The organism is Spongiivirga sp. MCCC 1A20706 (assembly GCF_046524175.1).
In the GTDB taxonomy this organism is placed as follows: domain Bacteria; phylum Bacteroidota; class Bacteroidia; order Flavobacteriales; family Flavobacteriaceae; genus Spongiivirga.
In genome coordinates this window covers 221449-240911 of record NZ_JBEFZF010000004.1, presented here as the reverse complement: position 1 = coordinate 240911, position 19463 = coordinate 221449, and the positions used below count along the sequence as shown (strand labels likewise).

Here is a 19463-nt window from a genome sequence, read left to right as displayed (position 1 = left end):
CAACACACATTAACACAACAACCATCTTTTAAAAGGAAAACAAACCTGCATGTGTAGTTTAATACATATGTATGGCTTAGTGCTATGGCGTTGGGCTTATTTTGAAATAATAATTACCGTTTGGTAAACTTTAAATAAATGAATATGATAGAGACGGCTGTTCTGAAAGACAATGAATTTTTGCGCCAATTTGAACTAAAAGTTGATGACAACCTAGCAAAGGTTGAGTATTCTCTTCAAGAACGAAAGATTTTTTTAACTAAAATGATCGTTCCTGAAAATTTAGAAAATGATGACTTTGAAAACGAATTCATTATTCAGATTTTAAATCACATTGAAGAACGTAATCTTCGTGTGATGCCTACAAGTCCTAAGATCGTTAAATTTATGCGTAGAAATAGACAGTATAAATCACTTTTACCAGTGGGTGTACGGATCTAAGTGAAACACATAAAAAGAATGAATTTAAAAGATGGCTTTAAAATGCCATCTTTTTTTATGCAGTAAATTCTGCTACAGGCTCAGTGACAAAATCAAAGCGAACCAACCCATCTTCATCTATTTTAGTCAAGGTAACCTGTTGAATGGTATTTACCAAATTTGGATTCCATGGTGCTTTTACCTTTACATAATTCTCTGTAAATCCTTGAATGTAGCCTTCTTTATTTTCTCCTTCAAAAAGCACATATCGGGTAGTTCCAATTTGACTTTCGTAAAACGCGCGCCTCTTTTTAACGGATAGACCGCGAAGCATTTTACTTCGCTTACTGCGTACGTTTTTAGGCACCTCATTATTCATGGTTGCAGCTAAAGTGTTCGCTCTTTCAGAGTAGGTAAAAACGTGTAAATAGGAGATCTTTAATTCATTTAGAAAATTGTAGGTCTCCAGAAAAAGTTCATCGGTCTCTCCGGGAAATCCTACAATCACATCAACACCGATACAGGCGTGGGGCATTACAGACTTAATACGATTTACCCGATCTTCATACAATTCTTTTAAATAGCGGCGTCGCATTTGCTTCAAAAGCTCATTGCTCCCACTTTGCAACGGTATATGAAAGTGAGGAACAAAGGCATTACTTTTAGCAACAAAATCGATCGTTTCGTTTTTAAGCAAATTAGGTTCGATTGAGCTTATTCGTAAACGCTCAATACCTTCAACCTGATCTAAAGCTTTCACCAACTCAAAGAACGTATGTTCATGTTTTTTATTACCAAATTCTCCCTTGCCATAGTCCCCAATATTTACACCGGTCAACACAATTTCTTTGATGCCTTTTTCTGAGATTTCTTTTGCATTTTTTAATACATTTTCAAGAGTATCACTTCTAGAAATTCCACGCGCAAGGGGTATGGTGCAATAGGTACATTTATAATCGCAACCGTCTTGAACTTTTAAGAAAGCCCTTGTACGGTCTCCAATGGAGTAACTACCCACATAAAAATCCGCTTCTTCAATCTCACAAGAGTGTACCTGGCCATGGTCATTCTTGCTAAGATCATTCAAATAATCGGTAATCTTGAATTTCTCAGTAGCCCCTAAAACCAGATCAACACCGTCAACAGCGGCCAACTCTTCAGGTTTCAATTGTGCATAACAACCTACTGCAATTACAAAAGCCTCTGCATTCACTTTTTGAGCTTGCTTGACTATAGTCTTGAAACGCCTATCGGCGTTATCGGTAACAGAGCAGGTATTGATCACATAAATATCTGCTGTTTCAGAAAAATCAACACGATCAAATCCTTCATCTGTAAAACTTCTGGCAATGGTAGAAGTTTCAGAAAAATTTAGCTTGCAACCTAAGGTGTAAAATGCGACTTTTTTATTATTCATGATCAACAGGACCTACTCTTTTTTACCAATGAAGAAATTGGTATCTTCACTGGCTCAAAAGCTGCTTTATATATGCTTTTTCGGGCGCAAAGATACCAACTAAATTTCGCATGTTAAAATCTCTAATCCGTTATATAACCTTCCTAAAACACCTTTTATCAGCTAGTTGCTTATTGATTATTGCTACTTCCTGTTCTAAAAGCAACAAGGAAGAACGTGATCACCAAGTGTTCCGTTATAATGAGCATAAAAATACAACGAGTTTGGATCCCGCTTTTGCCAGAAATCCTGAAAACATTTGGCCTATCAATCAGCTGTTTAACAGCCTTGTTCAAATGAATGATTCACTGATTCCGCAACCCGACATTGCCAAATCATGGGAGATTAGTGCTGATGGCTTGACATATCAATTTAATTTACGAACTGATGTTTATTTTCATAAATCGCCACTTTTTGGAAAAGATAGCACTCGTACTGTTAATGCTACTGATTTTGTTTACAGCTTTAGCCGTTTAAAAGATCCTAAAGTTGCCTCACCTGGAAGCTGGGTACTGAATAATGTTGCTTCTTACAAAGCATTGAATGACAGCCTATTTCAAATTCAACTTAGAAAACCATTTCCTGCTTTTTTAGGGCTTCTTACCATGCAATATTGCGCTGCTGTGCCAAAGGAGGTCGCTGACCATTACGGCGCTGAATTCAGATCGAACCCTATCGGTACAGGTCCCTTTTATTTTAAATTATGGGAAGAAAACGTGAAACTTGTTTTACGCAAAAATCCAAATTATCACGAAGTTGATGACCAAAATATTTCTTTACCTTATTTAGAAGCAGTGGCCATAACCTTTTTACCCGATAAGCAAAGTGAGTTTTTACAATTTACTCAAGGAAATCTAGATTTTGTAAATAGCATAGACAATAGTTACAAAGATGAATTACTCACTGCTGATGGAAAAATAAGACCTCGATATGCTGAGCGCGTAAACATGATGAAGGGACCATATCTAAATTCAGAATTTCTTGGTTTTTATTTAGAGGGAGACAATTCAGCAATTAATTCATTAAAAATAAGACAAGCCATCAACTACGGATTTGATAGGCAGAAAATGATTACGTACATTCGAAACGGAATTGGTTTTCCTGCATATAGCGGATTCATCCCAAAGGGAATGCCGGGTTTTGCTGAGATTAATGGGTATCAATTTAAACCCGAAAAAGCAAAACAGCTTATCAACGAATATAAACGAGAAACGGGTGATTTAAACCCTACCATCACCATCGCTACCAATAGCCAATACCTAGACATTTGCGAATATATACAACGTGAATTACAAAAGGTAGGCCTTACTGCAAAAGTAGATGTCATGCCCGCGGTAACGTTGCGTCAAGCTAAGCGCACGGGGAAGCTCGACATTTTTCGGGGAAGCTGGATAGCGGATTATCCTGATCCAGAAAATTACTTATCCGTATTTTATTCAAAAAACTTTACCCCGGGTGGTCCCAACTACTACCATTACAGCAACCCAGATTTTGATGCTTTATTTGAAAAATCATTCACTATTGTTGATAAAACCGAACGAGAAAATCTCTATACCAAAATGGATAGCATGGTGATTGCCGATGCACCGATTGTTCCGTTATATTATGACCAAGTGGTAAGGTTTACACAGAAGAATGTCGATGGATTGGGGATCAATCCGATTAATTTATTGGTTTTAAAAAGAGTAAAAAAATCAAAATTCTGAATTCTGAATTGTCTTAGTCCTTGCGCCACTTTTTAGTATCTTCATAAACATGATCTAAAATAGCTTGTTCTTTTTCATCAAACTCAACGCCACGCCTAGACATCATTACCGCATTTGCTTCATAAGCTTTATTGGTTTTATAAGTAGTAAAACCATTAGCACCACCCCAGCTAAAGCTTGGGACAAAATTTCTTGGAAAACCGCTTCCGAAAATATTTGAGCTCACCCCTACAACTGTTCCGGTATTAAACATTGTATTAATTCCACTTTTACTATGATCTCCCATCATGAGTCCACAAAACTGTAAGCCTGTTTTCGCAAAGCCCTCGGTTTCGTAGCTCCAAAGTCGAACAGGAGCATAGTTATTTTTAAGATTCGAGTTGTTTGTATCTGCACCAAGGTTACACCATTCTCCTAAAACCGAATTCCCTAAAAAACCATCATGCCCTTTGTTGCTATATCCAAATAACACTGAATTGTTAACCTCTCCCCCTACTTTGCAATAAGGTCCTAAAGTAGTTGCACCATAAATCTTTGCCCCGAGTTTTAAAACCGAGTGCTCACACATAGCAAGTCCACCACGAACGATCGACCCTTCCATAATTTCGGCATCTTTACCGACATATATCGGGCCATTGGATGCATTTAAAATTGAACATTCAACCTTTGCACCCTCTTCCAGAAAAATATTTTCGGGGGACAGCACTTGATTGGTTTCCGATATTGGTTGGGAGGTTCTATCTTTAGTGATAAGATCAAAATCTACTTGAAGTGTTTCAGCATTTTTTGAAAAAATATCCCAGGTATTTTTGACGGTTATTACATCTGATTGAAAATTGATTTTTTCATAGGATTCCAGATCAACTTCCTCTTGGGAATCAGTGGTAAAAAACGCAACAACTTCATCACCCTTGTAAATAGCCTGATTTTCCTTTAAATCCTTTAACAAGACTATTAAATTTTCATTTGGCAAAAAAGAAGCATTGATCATAACATTCTCTTCCAATTCAACCATAGGATACTTGTCTGCTAAATAGTCCTCGGTTACGGTAGTTGTGGTATTACCTAAAAAATGCTCCCACTTTTCCCGTATTGTCAAAATACCCATGCGAATATCAGCAACAGGTCGTGTGTAGGTAAAAGGTAGCAATGCATTGCGGTATGGACCATCGAAAAGGATGTAATTCATTAGTTACGATTTTAATGGTAAAGATAACTTTTTGAAGAAAGAATTTAGATTCTTACCACTTGGAAAATAATCTTGTTTTAATCTTACCGAGAACTATTGGTTTCAGCTATTATAGACAAGTCATGTAAATTAGCACAAGGTTGCACAGCGTCTTTTTGTTAAGACTTTACATTATCATAACAGGACAAAAAAAAGCCTCTCGAATATCGAGAGGCTTACTATTTTAAAAACGAAATTTCTATTTTTTAAATTTCGCGTATTTATTCTTGAACTTGTCGATACGTCCTGCAGTATCAACCAACTTAGATTTACCAGTGTAAAACGGATGAGACGTACGAGAAATTTCCATTTTAATTAATGGATACTCAACACCATCTACAGTGATTGTTTCTTTGGTATCGGCAGTAGACTTTGTAATAAATACGTCTTCATTGGACATATCTTTAAACGCTACCATTCTATAATTTTCCGGATGTAAACCTTTTTTCATCTTCTTAATACTTTTCTATCGTGCTTTAAAAGCGAGTGCAAAGATAATTTTATTTCATAAAACTACAAGCTGTTTTTTTAAAAATTAATTCTTTTATTCTGTAACAATTTGCCCTAACTTGATACTTACTAACTGAATCTAACTAATTAAATAATAAAAACATGGAAAATCAAGAACCTAAAACTAGAAAACACGCTATCACCTGGGGCTTAATTTCAGGGGGTATAGGTGTTGCATTTTTACTAATGCTTTATTTCCTTGATATGCATTATCAAGGCGGCTTTGGTGTACTTGCTGTTAACTTAGTAATTACACTAATAATTGTCATTTTAGCGCTCAGAGCCTTTAAACAAAGTAATGAGGGCTTTATGAAACTTGGTCAAGCTTTAAAATTAGCAGTAGGGCTCTGTCTTATAGGAGGGCTTATTGGCATTACTTTTCAACTTATTGTTCAAAATGTGATTGATCCTGAGTTTTTCACAAAACAGGAAGCTTTTCAAACACAATCCCTACAGGAATATGGCTTATCACAAGAGCAAATTGAAGGTCAGATAGAAATGGGACGTAATTTCAGATCGCCACTTATCCAATATGGATTTGGTCTAGTCGTTAGCGCTCTTATTGGATTAATATTTGGTTTGATTGCTGGACTAATTATGAAAAAAGAGCGTCCTGCTTACTAAGCCACTAAATTTGTATTTTTGGCTTATCGATATTCAACAAAGCCAATGAACCTATCAGTAGTTATACCACTACTTAACGAACAAGAATCTTTACAAGAATTATATGATTGGATTGTATCAGTGATGCAATCCAATCGTTTTTCATATGAGATCATTTTTATTGATGATGGCAGCAGTGATGATTCATGGAAGGTCATTTCTGATCTGGCTTCTTCGAATGACGAAGTAAAAGGTATTCGTTTCCTAAGAAATTTTGGTAAATCTCAAGCTTTGCATGCCGGTTTCGAACTTGCTCAAGGCGATATCGTTATTACGATGGACGCTGACTTACAAGATAGTCCTGAGGAAATTCCTGAATTGGTTGAACTTATCAAAAACGACAACTACGATCTGGTTTCAGGCTGGAAGAAAAAACGTTACGATTCTGTAATCGGGAAAAATATTCCTTCTAAGTTATTCAACTGGGCCGCAAGACGAACATCAGGACTAAAACTTCATGATTTTAACTGCGGATTAAAGGCATATAAAAATGTAGTGATCAAGAACATTCATGTTTCTGGTGAAATGCATCGTTATATTCCTGTACTAGCTAAAAATGCTGGTTTTCATAAAATAGGCGAAAAAGTAGTACAACATCAAAAAAGAAAGTATGGTACTACCAAATTTGGTATTAACCGATTCACCAACGGATTTTTAGACCTCATTACTATTTGGTTTTTATCGAAATTCGGGAAACGACCAATGCATTTTTTCGGATTATGGGGAGTTCTTATGTTTTTTGTTGGTTTTGTATCTGCTGGATATATTGGTGGACTGAAATTATATAGACTTTACAATGAGCAACCTGCCATTTTAGTCACTCAAAACCCTTGGTTTTATATAGCACTAACCACAATGATTTTAGGCACCTTATTGTTTATAGCAGGTTTTTTAGGTGAAATAGCACTAAGAACACGACCGGACAACAAGCAATATAGAATAGCCGAAAAAAGAAATTTTTAACCATCTTTTTAGTACATAGCCCTTGTATTTGGCTAATTTTGTACTGTAAATCAATCATAATCAATGGCACAACTTACTGACGCTGTATCGAAAAAAGCTAAATCATGGCTTACTGATATTTTCGATGCGGATACGAAAAATGAAATAGAAGAACTTTTTACCAATAATCCGGCAGAGTTAGAAGACCGTTTTTACAAAGACCTTGAATTTGGGACCGGAGGTATGCGCGGTGTAATGGGTGTTGGTACCAATCGTATAAATAAATACACACTTGGCAAAAATACACAAGGCTTATCAAATTATTTGAAACGACAATATCCTGACCAACAAGTTAAAGTAGTTATTGCCTATGACTGTCGTCATAATAGTAAAACACTTGCTAAGGTAGTGGCTGATGTCTTCTCAGCAAATGGAATTAAGGTATTCTTATTTTCTGATCTTAGACCTACTCCTGAATTATCATTCGCAGTCCGTTACTTAAACTGTCAATGTGGTATTGTATTAACTGCCTCACACAACCCCCCTGAATATAATGGCTACAAAGTCTATTGGGAAGATGGTGGGCAAATTGTACCTCCACAAGATGGTGAGATTATTAACGAGATCAACAGTCTTGATTTTTCTGACATACGTTTTAATGTTGATGAAAACTTAATCGAATATATTGATCAAGAGGTTGATGAGGCATTCATTAATGAAAGTGTAGTGAATGGAAGTTTTGATGCAAATGGAAAAGACGATTTTAAAATAGTATTTACTTCATTACATGGAACGTCGATAACGGCGATTCCTGAGACACTTAAAAAAGCTGGTTTCAATAATGTTGTCATTGTTAAAGAACAGGCTGAACCTAATGGCGATTTTCCTACCGTAAAATCGCCAAATCCTGAGGAACCCGAGGCTTTAGCAATGGCTACCAAATTGGCAGAAGAAACAGGTGCTGATATGGTAGTGGGAACCGATCCTGATTGTGATCGTTTAGGGATTGCAGTAAGAGATAACGAGGGCAAAATGACGTTGTTAAATGGAAATCAAACCATGATTGTGATGACTCGTTTTCTTCTAGATAAATGGAAAGATGCCGGAAAAATAAAGGGAAAAGAATTCATTGGTAGTACTATCGTTTCCACTCCGATGCTAGCTAAAATGGCAGCTGATTACAGCGTTGAATACAAAGAAGGGCTTACCGGATTCAAATGGATCGCTAAGATGATTATGGATTTTCCTGAATTGAACTTTATAGGAGGAGGAGAAGAAAGTTTTGGATATATGGTGGGTGACTTTGTGCGTGATAAAGATGCAGTGACCGCTACACTACTCGCTTGCGAAATAGCATGCGACGCAAAGGCAAATGGTAGCTCTTTTTACAATGAATTACTAAAGAGCTATGTCGATTACGGATTATTTAAAGAAGATTTAATTTCACTGGTTAAGAAAGGAAAGGCCGGCGCTGAAGAAATCAAACAAATGTTGGTTAATATGCGCGAAAATCCAATTGAATCAATTGACGGCTCAAAAGTGATCAAAGTGGAAGATTACCAAGCATCCACTTCAAAAAATATGAATACCGGCGCTTTAACTACTATGGAGATTCCTAAGTCCAATGTGCTAATCTATTATACCGAAGACGGCACCAAAATAGCGGCGCGACCTAGTGGTACTGAGCCGAAAATCAAGTTTTACTTTAGTGTACAAGCTGATTTGGAAAAAGTTTCCGATTTCCAAACGGTATCGACCAGTCTACAAAATAAAATCGACCGAATTAAAAAGGAAATGAATCTTTAAATGGATTATTTCAAGAAAATACTTCGATTTGTAGGTCCTTATAAAAAGTATGCCTACCTCAATATTTTCTTTAATGTATTGTATGCTTTATTCAGCGCATTGTCGTTTGTGGCCTTAATCCCTATGCTACAGGTACTATTTGATAAAGACAAGCAAGTACATGAGGAACCTATTTATGAAAATTATGATAGTATTAAAGAGTTCCTAGGTGATTCTTTTAATTATCAGGTAACACAATACGCTCAGGACAATGAAATGCAAGCCCTCATTATTAGCATTGGGCTTATTTTAGTGTTGTTTCTGCTAAAAAACTTCTTTAATTATTGCGCTATGTTTTTTATCACCTTTCTTAGAAACGGTGTATTAAAAGACATACGTGACAGCCTGTATGACAAGGTTATTGAATTACCTATTGGCTATTTTTCAGAAAAAAAGAAAGGTGATGTCATCGCAAGGATTACATCTGATGTATTGGAAATTCAACACTCCTTTTTATCCATCTTAGAACTAATTATTAGAGAGCCCCTTACTATCATTTTCACAATTATCACGATGCTCTTTTTAAGCGCAAAACTTACACTATTCGTATTTATTTTTATTCCAATCACGGGAATTATCATATCTCGAATTGGTAAGTCGTTAAAAAAGCAATCTGATAGGGTACAGAAAGAACAAGGCGAGTTTTTATCCATAACCGAAGAAACATTAGGTGGACTAAAAGTGATCAAAGCCTTTAATGCAGAAGAGACTTTTCTAGGAAAGTTTCAACATTCTACCAGTCGGTTCTTCAAGTTCTCTAATTCGTTGTTAAATAGACAAAATTTAGCATCACCAACTAGTGAATTTTTAGGCATATTAGTAATAGGAATTTTATTATGGTTTGGTGGTCAAATGGTTTTGGTAGATGAAACACTAGAAGCCACTGAATTTCTTGCTTACATGGGGCTGGCCTATAATATCTTAACCCCTGCTAAGGCCATTAGCAAAGCTAGTTATGGCGTTAAAAAAGGTAATGCCGCTGCTGAACGTGTTTTAGAGGTTCTGGAAACTGAAAACACCATCGCTGACATTCCAAACGCTAAAATCAAAACTGATTTTGCTGAGGAGATTGTTTTGGAGAATATCTCATTTAAATATGAAGATGACCTCGTCCTAGAAGATTTTACGCTAAACGTACCTAAGGGGCATACGGTAGCCCTTGTCGGCCAATCTGGAAGTGGTAAAAGTACCATTGCAAATTTAGTCACTCGCTTTTATGATGTGAATAGAGGCACGATCAAAATTGATGGAATTGATATAAAAAACTTGAAAAAAGATTCGCTTCGTTCTCTGCTAGCAATTGTAACTCAAGATTCAATTTTATTTAATGACACGGTAAAAAGTAATATTGCCCTAGGTTCACCAAACGCTACCAATGAAGAAATTATAAAAGCTGCAAAAATTGCCAATGCCCATGAGTTTATCAAGGATTTACCTGATGGATATGATACCAATATTGGCGATAGCGGAAACAAATTATCGGGCGGTCAAAAACAACGATTAAGCATAGCAAGAGCAGTTCTTAAAAATCCACCTATTATGATTCTCGATGAAGCAACCTCAGCACTTGATACAGAATCAGAACGACTTGTTCAAGATGCATTAGAAAATATGATGAAAAATAGAACATCTATTGTCATTGCACATAGACTTTCTACCATTCAAAATGCGGATTCCATCGTTGTTATGCAGAAAGGCAAAATTGTAGAGCAAGGAAAACACCAAGATCTACTTAAAAAAGATGGTGTTTACAAAAAGCTGGTCGATATGCAGTCGTTAAGTTAATGAAGCGCTTGGAATGTAAAACCTTAAAAGTATTAGTATTAGAAATTATTCCTGTGACCGATTTTTATAAGAACAAAAAAAGGATAGACAAGTAGGAGTCTATCCTTTTTGATTGTAAGCAAGTTTAAGATTGGGCAAAAATTATCAAGATTTTGGGGGCGTCTCGATAAGATCTGGGGAAACTTACTTTTACTTAACTGACAAATTCAAATAATAACATGATTACTATGTAACCACTGCTAAAGTATAATTAAATCTTAATTGACCGTTAAAAAGCATTAAAAAATCGATGAAATGCATTATTTTTTAACATTATGGCGTTTTTTAAGCCCTTTTTAAACCTTTTTAAATAGATTAGGTCTAACTTATAACACTAAATAAAGGGCGCTTGCTAGAAACAACAGAACAAGATTTTATAGTATTGCTACAACAGCCTGATACCCAACAAGAGGCATTTAAGCAGCTTGTGAAACAGTATCAAGAGCGCTTGTATTGGCACATTAGGCGTATGCTATTAAATCATGATGATACGGATGATGTTTTGCAAAACACATTTATAAAAGTTTTTAGGTCGATTTCAAAGTTTAAAGGTGACAGTAAATTATACACTTGGATGTATCGTATAGCCACCAATGAATCGATTAGTTTTTTAAATAGTAAAGCACAAAAAATGAAAATATCTACTTCTGAAATTAAAGATCAGATGATTGATAATTTAAGAGCAGATGTATATTTTGAGGGTACAGAAATTCAATTAAAATTACAGAAGGCAATTGCCACTTTACCCGAAAAGCAACAGCTGGTTTTTAATATGAAGTATTTTCAAGAATTAAAATATGATGAGATTTCAGAGATTTTGGAAACCTCTGTAGGTGCTTTAAAAGCTTCTTATCATATAGCCACAAAAAAAATTGAAACATATTTAACAAGCACGTGAAATACCGGTATCATGAACAAGGACAATTTTAAAAACAAGAAAGACTTTGACATACCTGAAGGTTATTTTGATAATTTTCAAGATCGGCTATTTCAAAAAATCAATGAAATAGAAGACACACCTGTTCTTAATAACATTAAGAAGAACGGTGATGGCTTCATGGTGCCTACTCATTATTTTGACAATGTTTATAATAAGGTCAATCTCAAAAATCAGCAAAAGCCAATTACCAATCGGGTTATAAACTTGAACCAATGGGTTTATATTGGTATTGCTGCAAGTATATTAGCATTTGTAATTGCCACTAGTATAATTACAAACAATGACAAATTTGATGAGCAATTAGCATATGCGGATATGCAGGAATATTTGGACAATGACCTAGTTGATTATGATAGCTATGAGCTTGCTGATTTACTAGAATTGGAAAATGATCAATTATCTAATTTAAACGAATTGAATTTTAACGATGATACCGTCATAGAGTATCTGACCGATCAAACTGAAACCTATGATGTCATTATAGATAACACATTAATCGATGATATTAATTAATATCATACATTAAAACAATATTTATGAACTCAATTACTAAAACCATTTTACTACTATTCATTTCTTTTAGTAGTATCAGCTTTGCTCAAGGTCCAGTTAGAGAGCGAATAAAGGCACAAAAGGTTGCGTTTATTACAGACCAGTTAAAACTAACTGTTGATGAAGCCGAAAAATTCTGGCCTATTTATAACAAGTTCGACCAAAGTACTCATCAACTTAGAAGAGTAGAAATGCGAAAACTAAGAAGAGAATTTGAAGCTAAAGGAGGTGATTCTATGAGCGATGCAGAAGCTACCGTTTTGTTAGATCGGTTACTAAAAATTGAAGATCAACTACATCAAGAAAAAACCCAGTTAATCCTTGATCTTAAAAAAGTAATTCCTGCAAAAAAGATCATTAAACTTCGCCGGGTTGAAGAGGAGTTCAATAAACAACTTATCAAACGTTTTAGAGATCGACGTAAAAAGAACTAATGATAACAACAACGGAAAAATTTTGAAATTTTTCCGTTGTTGTTTAAACCTTTTTTCATAATAAAAGTCATAATAATATAATCCTAAAACAATTATTATGAAAACTATTAAACTAGTACTTGGCATTGTATTCATCGCTCTATTCAGTTTAAGCTTGAACGCTCAGCGAACAGTCATAAAAGTATACCCTAAACAAGGTGTGGTAGTTAAGAAAGTTAATAATCCTAAGGTAATTATTCATAAAGGAATTAATTACACTATCGCCAATGGCGTTTGGTATAAGACTCGAGGAAGTAAATTTGTTGTAGTAAGACCTCCTGTTGGAATAAGAGTAAAAACTTTGCCCATAGGCTACAAAATAGTTAAGGTAAGAGGTAAAAGATATTTCACCTATAAAGGCATTTATTATAAAAAAAGAGGAAGGAAATATACGGTTGTTACCGTTTAGTTATTTCAAAAAGAGGCTTAAAAGCCTCTTTTTTATTTAAAATAAAGTTTAGCCAAAATATTATTTCCCCCAACATAAGCGGTGGAATCGTTTAAAAAACGAAGTGTGTAAAAACTATCATCTGTTAATTTGTTCCAATTTTTACCAGTATCATTAGAGACCCAAATTCCCGTTTTACCTACACTTACTAATTGCTTTCCTTCGCTTCTTGGAACAAATTGAACACAACTTTGATATCCCGGACCTTTATCATCACTTATCAAACTCCAACTACGCCCTCCATCAGTAGTTATTGCTTTATTTTTTGAATTTGAATTCACATCTGTATAATCACCCCCAATAATAAAGCCTAGTTGATCATTGTAAAAATCAATTGAGTAGCCTCCTGTAGTTTCCTTTCCTTGAATGAGAGGAGTATCAAATACTTCCCATTTTTTCCCTTTATCAGCTGAATAAAAAACCCTGCTTTTTTTACCTCCAGTTGTGATCCATGTATGAGCGCCGTTTACGGCTATATTGGTGTCGCTAGCTGCAAAAGCCGCTTCTCCATCAACGACTGGAGGTAATTTCTCACAGGGTACTTTAGACCAACTTTTACCGCCGTCTCTTGTAATAATTATTGATAAACATCCATCCGTTGGATCGCCCATGGCTATTCCCTCTTCATCATTCCAGAAGGTCATAGAATCATAAAATACTTTCTCATCTGCTTCCTGATAAACTAATTCCATCGATCCTTGGTCACCAGTTTTATATAACAATGCAGGGCTTTGGATGCTCAACATTAAAAAATCATCAGATGTACTTGCCACAGCCCTAAAGTTTGGCGTTAAGGAATCATATTTTATGATATTGGTTCGAACCGTATTTTTATTGTCATCATATAACCCATAATACCCTTTATTTCCCGCAAAACCCAGATTATTTCCCATAACAGTTATGGCGCGAATGCTTATACTATCGGTGAGTAAAGTTTCGACCTTAACCGATTTAATAGGCGCTATCTCATGCCCCTTCTTACAGGTTGAAACCATAAAAAAGGTCAGTAACACCAAAACAAAAGCGATCAGTTCTATGTGTAGCAATCTGGTGTTCGGTCTGGTCATAACAAAGCAATTAATTTGAATTGTAGCCAAGTTAAAACAATTACCTTTGCCCTCAAATAAAAAAGCTTATGAGGCTGCATAGAAATCTTGTTTTTGCGGTAATCGATGGATTGAATGACATTTTTGAAAATGGACAATATGCCGATAAAGTAGTTGAAGGCTTGTTGAAAAGAGATAAAAGATGGGGAGCGCGCGATCGTGCATTTATTGCAGAAACAACATATGAAATGGTACGCTGGAAACGCCTTTATTCTTCTATTGCGGATGTAAAACAACCTTTTAGTCGCGAAGACCTTTGGAGAATGTTTGCCGTTTGGGCGGTACTTAGAGGGATACGACTACCCGATTGGCCTCAACTAAAAAATACACCGACACGAAGAATTAAGGGGAAGTTTGAAGAACTTTCAAAAATTAGAAAATATAAAGAATCTATACCCGATTGGCTTGACCAAATAGGTGAACAAGAATTAGGTGAAGTGGTTTGGAACAAAGAGATTTCAGCTTTAAATGAACAGGCCGATGTAGTTCTTAGAACCAATACGTTAAAAGGTAGTAAGCAAAATCTCAAGAAGGCATTAAAAGAGATTGAAATCGAAACGGATGTTGTTTCCGGAAGTAAAGACGCGCTATTATTAAAAGAACGCGCTAATGTTTTCAAAACGGAACTCTTTAAGAAAGGCCTTTTCGAAGTACAGGATGCTTCATCACAATTAGTAGCCGCATTTGCTAACCCAAAACCAGGAAATAAAGTTGTAGATGCTTGTGCCGGTGCGGGTGGTAAGACCTTACATCTTGCAGCCCTTATGGAAAATCAAGGACAAATAATTGCTTTAGATATTTACCAGAACAAATTAAAGGAATTAAAAAGAAGAGCTAGGCGTGCAGGTGCCCATAACATTACTACCCGTTGGATTGAAAACAACAAGGTTATTAAAAAACTACATGCTAAAGCCGACATTGTTTTAATTGATGCCCCTTGTAGTGGTCTTGGTGTCTTAAAAAGAAATCCAGATGCAAAATGGAAACTAACCCCAGAATTTATTGAAAAAATCAAAGAAACTCAGTCAAAAATTATACACGATTATTCAAAAATGGTTAAACCTGGCGGAAATCTGATTTACGCCACTTGCTCTATTTTACCTTCTGAAAATCAGTCGCAAATAAAAAAATTTTTAAGTACAGAACCCGGAAAAGATTTTACCTTTGTGGATGATCGCAAGATTTTAGCACATCAAACTGGTTTTGATGGCTTTTATATGGCTATGCTAAAAAAGAACAACTAATCCCATTGATGAAAAAACTATTACCTGTACTTATTTTGTTAATTTCATTCAATGCTTTCTCACAAGAGAAAAAGGTACTTGCAGCCTTAGAGCCTCAAGAGGCTTCCTTTAAACTGTATCCGAATCCTTCAACATCAAGTGATCAACTATTTATCAAATTTGAAAAAAATACTGTTGTAAAACGTATTGAGGTCTTCGATCTTCTCGGTAAATCAGTTTTTCTTCTAAAACCCAGGGTTACACCTAGGTCCAAAGTAACTATTGGAGAGCTCCCAAGGGGTATTTTTTTGCTGCGCATTCAAATGAATAAAACAGTAGCAACCCGACGAATAGTTGTAAAGTAACTTCTTTAGTATTGTCTTTATCTTTAGACTGAAAAAAAGTAATTTTGTGCTTTGTTAAATCGCACAACCTAACAGTTCATGATCCTTTTCTTCGGAGACGTAAAAACCAAGGTTTTTGCCCTGCAAACTAATTCTGAATTATCAAGCCAAGACATTGAAAAACTTATATGGCTTTTTGGTAATCAACCTCAAATAAAATTGGCGTCTATTGACGCTTTTTTTGTTGGTCCTCGGGCCACTATGATTACACCTTGGAGCACCAACGCCACTGAAATTACCCAAAATATGGGCATTAAAGGCGTCCAACGAATCGAAGAGTTTTATTCCTCCTCGGAAAATGATAAGGACTATGATCCAATGCTTTCTCAAAAGTATCGATTCCTAGACCAAACGATTTTTGATATTGATATTACTCCTGAACCAATTATAGAGATCGATAATATTCAGGCGTATAATGAAAAGGAAGGCTTAGCATTAAGTGCAGAAGAAGTACAATACCTAGAAGATCTTGCAAATAAACTGGGCCGTAAATTAACTGATAGTGAAGTGTTTGGATTCTCTCAAGTTAATTCAGAACATTGTAGACATAAAATCTTTAATGGCACTTTTGTCATTGATGGTGAAGAAAAATCGAGCTCTCTTTTTAAACTAATTAAAAAAACTTCTAAGGCTAATCCTGATAATATTGTATCAGCTTATAAAGACAATGTCGCATTTATTAAAGGTCCGACGGTCAAACAGTTTGCTCCAAAATCGGCAAACAAACCCGACTTTTATGAGAAAAAAGATTTCAAATCCGTTATTTCTCTAAAGGCAGAAACGCATAATTTCCCTACCACTGTTGAACCCTTCAACGGTGCGGCTACTGGTTCTGGTGGAGAAATTCGGGATCGCCTTGCCGGTGGAAAAGGTTCGCTACCTTTAGCAGGGACTGCGGTATATATGACTTCTTATTCCCGCCTTAAAGAAAACCGCCCATGGGAGAGTGGAATGGAAGAGCGAGATTGGTTATACCAAACCCCAATGGATATTTTAATAAAAGCTTCCAATGGGGCTTCAGACTTTGGTAATAAATTTGGCCAACCATTAATTTCTGGATCTTTATTGACTTTTGAACATGAAGAACATGCAAGAAAACTTGGTTTCGATAAGGTAATTATGCTTGCTGGCGGAATTGGTTACGGCAAAGAAGATCAAAGCTTGAAAGACACTCCTAAAAAAGGAGATCAGGTAGTACTGCTTGGAGGAGACAATTACCGCATTGGCATGGGAGGTGCGGCGGTATCATCTGCCGATACTGGTGAATTCAGTTCGGGAATTGAACTAAACGCGGTACAACGTTCGAATCCTGAAATGCAAAAACGGGCTGCAAATGCCGTACGCGGCATGGTTGAGAGCGAAGAAAATACCATCGTTTCGATACATGATCATGGTGCGGGAGGTCATTTAAATTGTTTGTCAGAACTTGTAGAAGAAACCGGGGGGTTAATTGATCTGGATGCCTTACCTGTCGGTGACCCAACCCTTTCAAATAAAGAATTGATCGGAAACGAATCTCAAGAACGTATGGGACTTGTAATTGGTAAAGACCACATCGATACATTAAAAGAAATTGCTGATCGAGAACGTTCGCCAATGTATACCGTTGGTGAGGTTACAGGTGATGATCGCTTTACCTTTACATCTAAAAAAACAGGTGCAAAACCTATGGATCTTGCACTGTCTGATATGTTTGGTAGTTCCCCCAAAACATATATGAATGATAAAACCGTTGATAGAATGTTCGAAGCGGTATCTTATAGGCAAGAAGACTTACATAAGTATTTAGAACAAGTATTAAAGCTCGAAGCAGTTGCATGTAAAGATTGGCTTACCAATAAAGTAGATCGTTGTGTAGGTGGTCGTGTTGCAAAACAACAATGTACCGGACCTTTACAACTTCCACTTAATAATGTCGGAGTAATGGCATTAGACTTTGACAGTACGGAAGGAATCGCAACTTCTATTGGACACTCGCCAATTAGCGGTTTAATAGATCCAGTAGCAGGTTCTAAAAACTCAATTGCTGAAGCACTTACTAATATTATCTGGGCACCATTAAAAAATGAACTGACCTCAGTATCGCTATCTGCAAACTGGATGTGGCCCTGCAGAAACGAAGGTGAGGATGCTCGGCTTTATGAGGCTGTGAAAGCGGTATCTGACTTTTCAATTGCACTAGGAGTGAATGTGCCAACTGGTAAAGACTCACTTTCTATGAAACAAAAGTATCCTAATGATGAAGTAATATCTCCAGGTACCGTAATCATTTCGGCTGCTGCCAATTGTAATGATATTACTAAAATCGTAGAACCAGTATTGAAATCAGATGGCGGTAACATCTATTTCATCAATTTATCAAAAGACTCCTTTAAACTAGGTGGTTCTTCGTTCGCACAGGTTCAAAATAAGGTGAGCAATGAAGCTCCAACTGTTGAAGATGCAGCATATTTCAAGAAAACCTTTAATTGTATTCAACACTTAATAAAAAAAGGGCAAATAAACGCTGGGCATGATATCTCATCAGGTGGATTAATAACTGCTTTGTTAGAAATGTGTTTTGCCGAAGTAAATCTCGGTGCAAATATCGATTTAACGCCATTAAATGAAGAAGACACCGTAAAATTGTTGTTTTCTGAAAACACAAGCATACTAATTCAAGCCAACAAGGAAATAGAAGAAGTACTTTCTAAAAATGAAGTGGAGTTTTACGAAATAGGATCGGTAGTTTCAGGCAATCGAATCAACTTAAAAAATATGGATCAGAATGAAGTATTTGATATAGCCAAGTTACGTGATATTTGGTTCGAAACTTCGTACTTATTGGATGCTAAACAATGTGCTAACAATCAAGCGGACGCTAGATATCAAAATTATAAAAATCAACCGCTTCACTTTAGTTTTCCAACTAACTTTACCGGGAAGATTTCTAGCCTAGTTCCAACAATAGGATCGTCCAAACCCAAAGCTGCTATATTAAGAGAGAAAGGAAGTAATTCCGAACGTGAGATGGCGCATGCTATGTATCTTGCAGGTTTTGACGTTAAGGATGTTCACATGACGGATCTTATTTCTGGTCGTGAAACCCTAAAAGACATTCAATTTATAGGTGCAGTAGGTGGTTTTTCTAACAGTGATGTGCTAGGATCTGCAAAAGGCTGGGCCGGTGCATTTTTATATAATGAAAAGGCGAACAAAGCGCTTAAAAATTTCTTTGCACGACCCAATACGCTTTCTGTTGGCATTTGTAATGGCTGTCAGTTATTTTTAGAGCTCGATTTAATTAATCCTGAACATGAGAAGCTATCTAAAATGACGTATAATGATTCTCATAAACACGAAAGCAATTTTACATCAGTAGTTATTCAAGAAAATAACTCGATTATGTTATCAAGTTTAGCCGGTTCAACTTTAGGTGTATGGATATCGCATGGTGAAGGCAAATTTAGTATGCCTATGCCAAAAGAAGCCTATAATATTGTAGCGACTTATGGTTATGAAGAATATCCTGCAAACCCAAATGGATCCGATTATAATACAGCTATGTTAACTGATAAAACCGGAAGGCACTTGGTGACCATGCCACATATCGAACGATCTATCTTTCAATGGAACTGGGCGCATTACCCAAATGATAGACAAGACGAGGTTTCACCGTGGATAGAGGCTTTTGTCAATGCAAGAAAATGGATTGAAAATAATTAATAATTTAATTCTAATGGA

The 19463-nt window shown here is 36.0% G+C and carries 17 protein-coding genes; 13 read left to right on the top strand and 4 right to left on the bottom strand.

Going from position 1 to position 19463, the window contains the following annotated elements; translation table 11 throughout:
* The first annotated feature begins 144 nt into the window (after positions 1–144).
* Positions 145–441, top strand: a complete 297-nt coding sequence (locus ABN763_RS11355; protein WP_410485826.1) for an N-acetyltransferase — start codon at positions 145–147, stop codon at positions 439–441.
* Positions 442–496: 55 nt separating this feature from the next.
* Here ABN763_RS11355 and mtaB read toward each other — a convergent pair whose 3' ends face one another.
* On the bottom strand, positions 497–1837 hold the full coding sequence (gene mtaB, locus ABN763_RS11350; protein ID WP_410485586.1) for a tRNA (N(6)-L-threonylcarbamoyladenosine(37)-C(2))-methylthiotransferase MtaB: 1341 nt from the start codon (positions 1835–1837) through the stop codon (positions 497–499).
* Positions 1838–1947: 110 nt separating this feature from the next.
* Between mtaB and ABN763_RS11345 the strand changes: the two genes are divergently transcribed.
* Entirely contained in the window at positions 1948–3582 is a 1635-nt protein-coding gene (locus ABN763_RS11345) for an ABC transporter substrate-binding protein (protein ID WP_410485585.1), read from the top strand.
* 13 nt (positions 3583–3595) lie between these two features.
* On the opposite strand, the gene ABN763_RS11340 is transcribed toward ABN763_RS11345, so the two are convergent.
* Both ABN763_RS11340 and ABN763_RS11335 read right to left on the bottom strand, forming a co-directional pair.
* On the bottom strand, positions 3596–4771 hold the full coding sequence (locus ABN763_RS11340) for a GlmU family protein (RefSeq protein WP_410485584.1): 1176 nt from the start codon (positions 4769–4771) through the stop codon (positions 3596–3598).
* A gap of 238 nt (positions 4772–5009) precedes the next feature.
* A complete protein-coding gene (locus ABN763_RS11335) occupies positions 5010–5261 on the bottom strand; it encodes a type B 50S ribosomal protein L31 (protein WP_410485583.1) in 252 nt (83 codons plus the stop codon).
* 161 nt (positions 5262–5422) lie between these two features.
* Here ABN763_RS11335 and ABN763_RS11330 point away from each other — a divergent pair, with 161 nt between their 5' ends.
* From ABN763_RS11330 to ABN763_RS11295, 8 genes are all read left to right on the top strand, one after another.
* A complete protein-coding gene (locus tag ABN763_RS11330; protein WP_410485582.1) occupies positions 5423–5944 on the top strand; it encodes a DUF4199 domain-containing protein in 522 nt (173 codons plus the stop codon).
* A gap of 45 nt (positions 5945–5989) precedes the next feature.
* On the top strand, positions 5990–6946 hold the full coding sequence (locus tag ABN763_RS11325) for a glycosyltransferase family 2 protein (protein ID WP_410485581.1): 957 nt from the start codon (positions 5990–5992) through the stop codon (positions 6944–6946).
* A gap of 63 nt (positions 6947–7009) precedes the next feature.
* Positions 7010–8731, top strand: coding sequence for a phospho-sugar mutase (locus ABN763_RS11320; protein WP_410485580.1), 1722 nt, complete (start codon positions 7010–7012; stop codon positions 8729–8731).
* Entirely contained in the window at positions 8732–10555 is a 1824-nt protein-coding gene (locus ABN763_RS11315; RefSeq protein WP_410485579.1) for an ABC transporter ATP-binding protein, read from the top strand.
* Positions 10556–10943: 388 nt separating this feature from the next.
* The gene (locus ABN763_RS11310) at positions 10944–11492 is read left to right on the top strand and encodes an RNA polymerase sigma factor (RefSeq protein WP_410485578.1); all 549 of its coding nucleotides are present in this window, start codon (positions 10944–10946) and stop codon (positions 11490–11492) included.
* 12 nt (positions 11493–11504) lie between these two features.
* Positions 11505–12047, top strand: a complete 543-nt coding sequence (locus ABN763_RS11305) for a hypothetical protein (protein ID WP_410485577.1) — start codon at positions 11505–11507, stop codon at positions 12045–12047.
* Positions 12048–12070: 23 nt separating this feature from the next.
* Positions 12071–12520, top strand: a complete 450-nt coding sequence (locus ABN763_RS11300) for a Spy/CpxP family protein refolding chaperone (protein ID WP_410485576.1) — start codon at positions 12071–12073, stop codon at positions 12518–12520.
* Between the two features lie 97 nt (positions 12521–12617).
* On the top strand, positions 12618–12968 hold the full coding sequence (locus ABN763_RS11295) for a DUF6515 family protein (RefSeq protein WP_410485575.1): 351 nt from the start codon (positions 12618–12620) through the stop codon (positions 12966–12968).
* Positions 12969–13000: 32 nt separating this feature from the next.
* On the opposite strand, the gene ABN763_RS11290 is transcribed toward ABN763_RS11295, so the two are convergent.
* Complete coding sequence (locus ABN763_RS11290; RefSeq protein WP_410485574.1) at positions 13001–14074, bottom strand: WD40/YVTN/BNR-like repeat-containing protein; 1074 nt, start codon at positions 14072–14074, stop codon at positions 13001–13003.
* Between the two features lie 68 nt (positions 14075–14142).
* Between ABN763_RS11290 and ABN763_RS11285 the strand changes: the two genes are divergently transcribed.
* The 3 genes from ABN763_RS11285 to purL all read left to right on the top strand — a co-directional run bounded on the left by ABN763_RS11285 (position 14143) and on the right by purL (position 19445).
* On the top strand, positions 14143–15357 hold the full coding sequence (locus tag ABN763_RS11285; protein WP_410485573.1) for an RsmB/NOP family class I SAM-dependent RNA methyltransferase: 1215 nt from the start codon (positions 14143–14145) through the stop codon (positions 15355–15357).
* 8 nt (positions 15358–15365) lie between these two features.
* Positions 15366–15701, top strand: coding sequence for a T9SS type A sorting domain-containing protein (locus tag ABN763_RS11280; RefSeq protein WP_410485572.1), 336 nt, complete (start codon positions 15366–15368; stop codon positions 15699–15701).
* 78 nt (positions 15702–15779) lie between these two features.
* Positions 15780–19445, top strand: coding sequence for a phosphoribosylformylglycinamidine synthase (gene purL, locus ABN763_RS11275; RefSeq protein WP_410485571.1), 3666 nt, complete (start codon positions 15780–15782; stop codon positions 19443–19445).
* Positions 19446–19463 lie beyond the last annotated feature (18 nt).

Coding starts and splice junctions, on each gene's coding strand:
- ABN763_RS11340 (WP_410485584.1), bottom strand. CDS start 4,771: ATGAATTACATCCTTTTCGATGGTCCATACCGCAATGCATTGCTACCT.
- ABN763_RS11300 (WP_410485576.1), top strand. CDS start 12,071: ATGAACTCAATTACTAAAACCATTTTACTACTATTCATTTCTTTTAGT.
- ABN763_RS11335 (WP_410485583.1), bottom strand. CDS start 5,261: ATGAAAAAAGGTTTACATCCGGAAAATTATAGAATGGTAGCGTTTAAA.
- ABN763_RS11325 (WP_410485581.1), top strand. CDS start 5,990: ATGAACCTATCAGTAGTTATACCACTACTTAACGAACAAGAATCTTTA.
- ABN763_RS11295 (WP_410485575.1), top strand. CDS start 12,618: ATGAAAACTATTAAACTAGTACTTGGCATTGTATTCATCGCTCTATTC.
- mtaB (WP_410485586.1), bottom strand. CDS start 1,837: ATGAATAATAAAAAAGTCGCATTTTACACCTTAGGTTGCAAGCTAAAT.
- ABN763_RS11320 (WP_410485580.1), top strand. CDS start 7,010: ATGGCACAACTTACTGACGCTGTATCGAAAAAAGCTAAATCATGGCTT.
- ABN763_RS11285 (WP_410485573.1), top strand. CDS start 14,143: ATGAGGCTGCATAGAAATCTTGTTTTTGCGGTAATCGATGGATTGAAT.
- ABN763_RS11290 (WP_410485574.1), bottom strand. CDS start 14,074: ATGACCAGACCGAACACCAGATTGCTACACATAGAACTGATCGCTTTT.
- ABN763_RS11345 (WP_410485585.1), top strand. CDS start 1,948: ATGTTAAAATCTCTAATCCGTTATATAACCTTCCTAAAACACCTTTTA.
- purL (WP_410485571.1), top strand. CDS start 15,780: ATGATCCTTTTCTTCGGAGACGTAAAAACCAAGGTTTTTGCCCTGCAA.
- ABN763_RS11355 (WP_410485826.1), top strand. CDS start 145: ATGATAGAGACGGCTGTTCTGAAAGACAATGAATTTTTGCGCCAATTT.
- ABN763_RS11280 (WP_410485572.1), top strand. CDS start 15,366: ATGAAAAAACTATTACCTGTACTTATTTTGTTAATTTCATTCAATGCT.
- ABN763_RS11315 (WP_410485579.1), top strand. CDS start 8,732: ATGGATTATTTCAAGAAAATACTTCGATTTGTAGGTCCTTATAAAAAG.
- ABN763_RS11330 (WP_410485582.1), top strand. CDS start 5,423: ATGGAAAATCAAGAACCTAAAACTAGAAAACACGCTATCACCTGGGGC.
- ABN763_RS11305 (WP_410485577.1), top strand. CDS start 11,505: ATGAACAAGGACAATTTTAAAAACAAGAAAGACTTTGACATACCTGAA.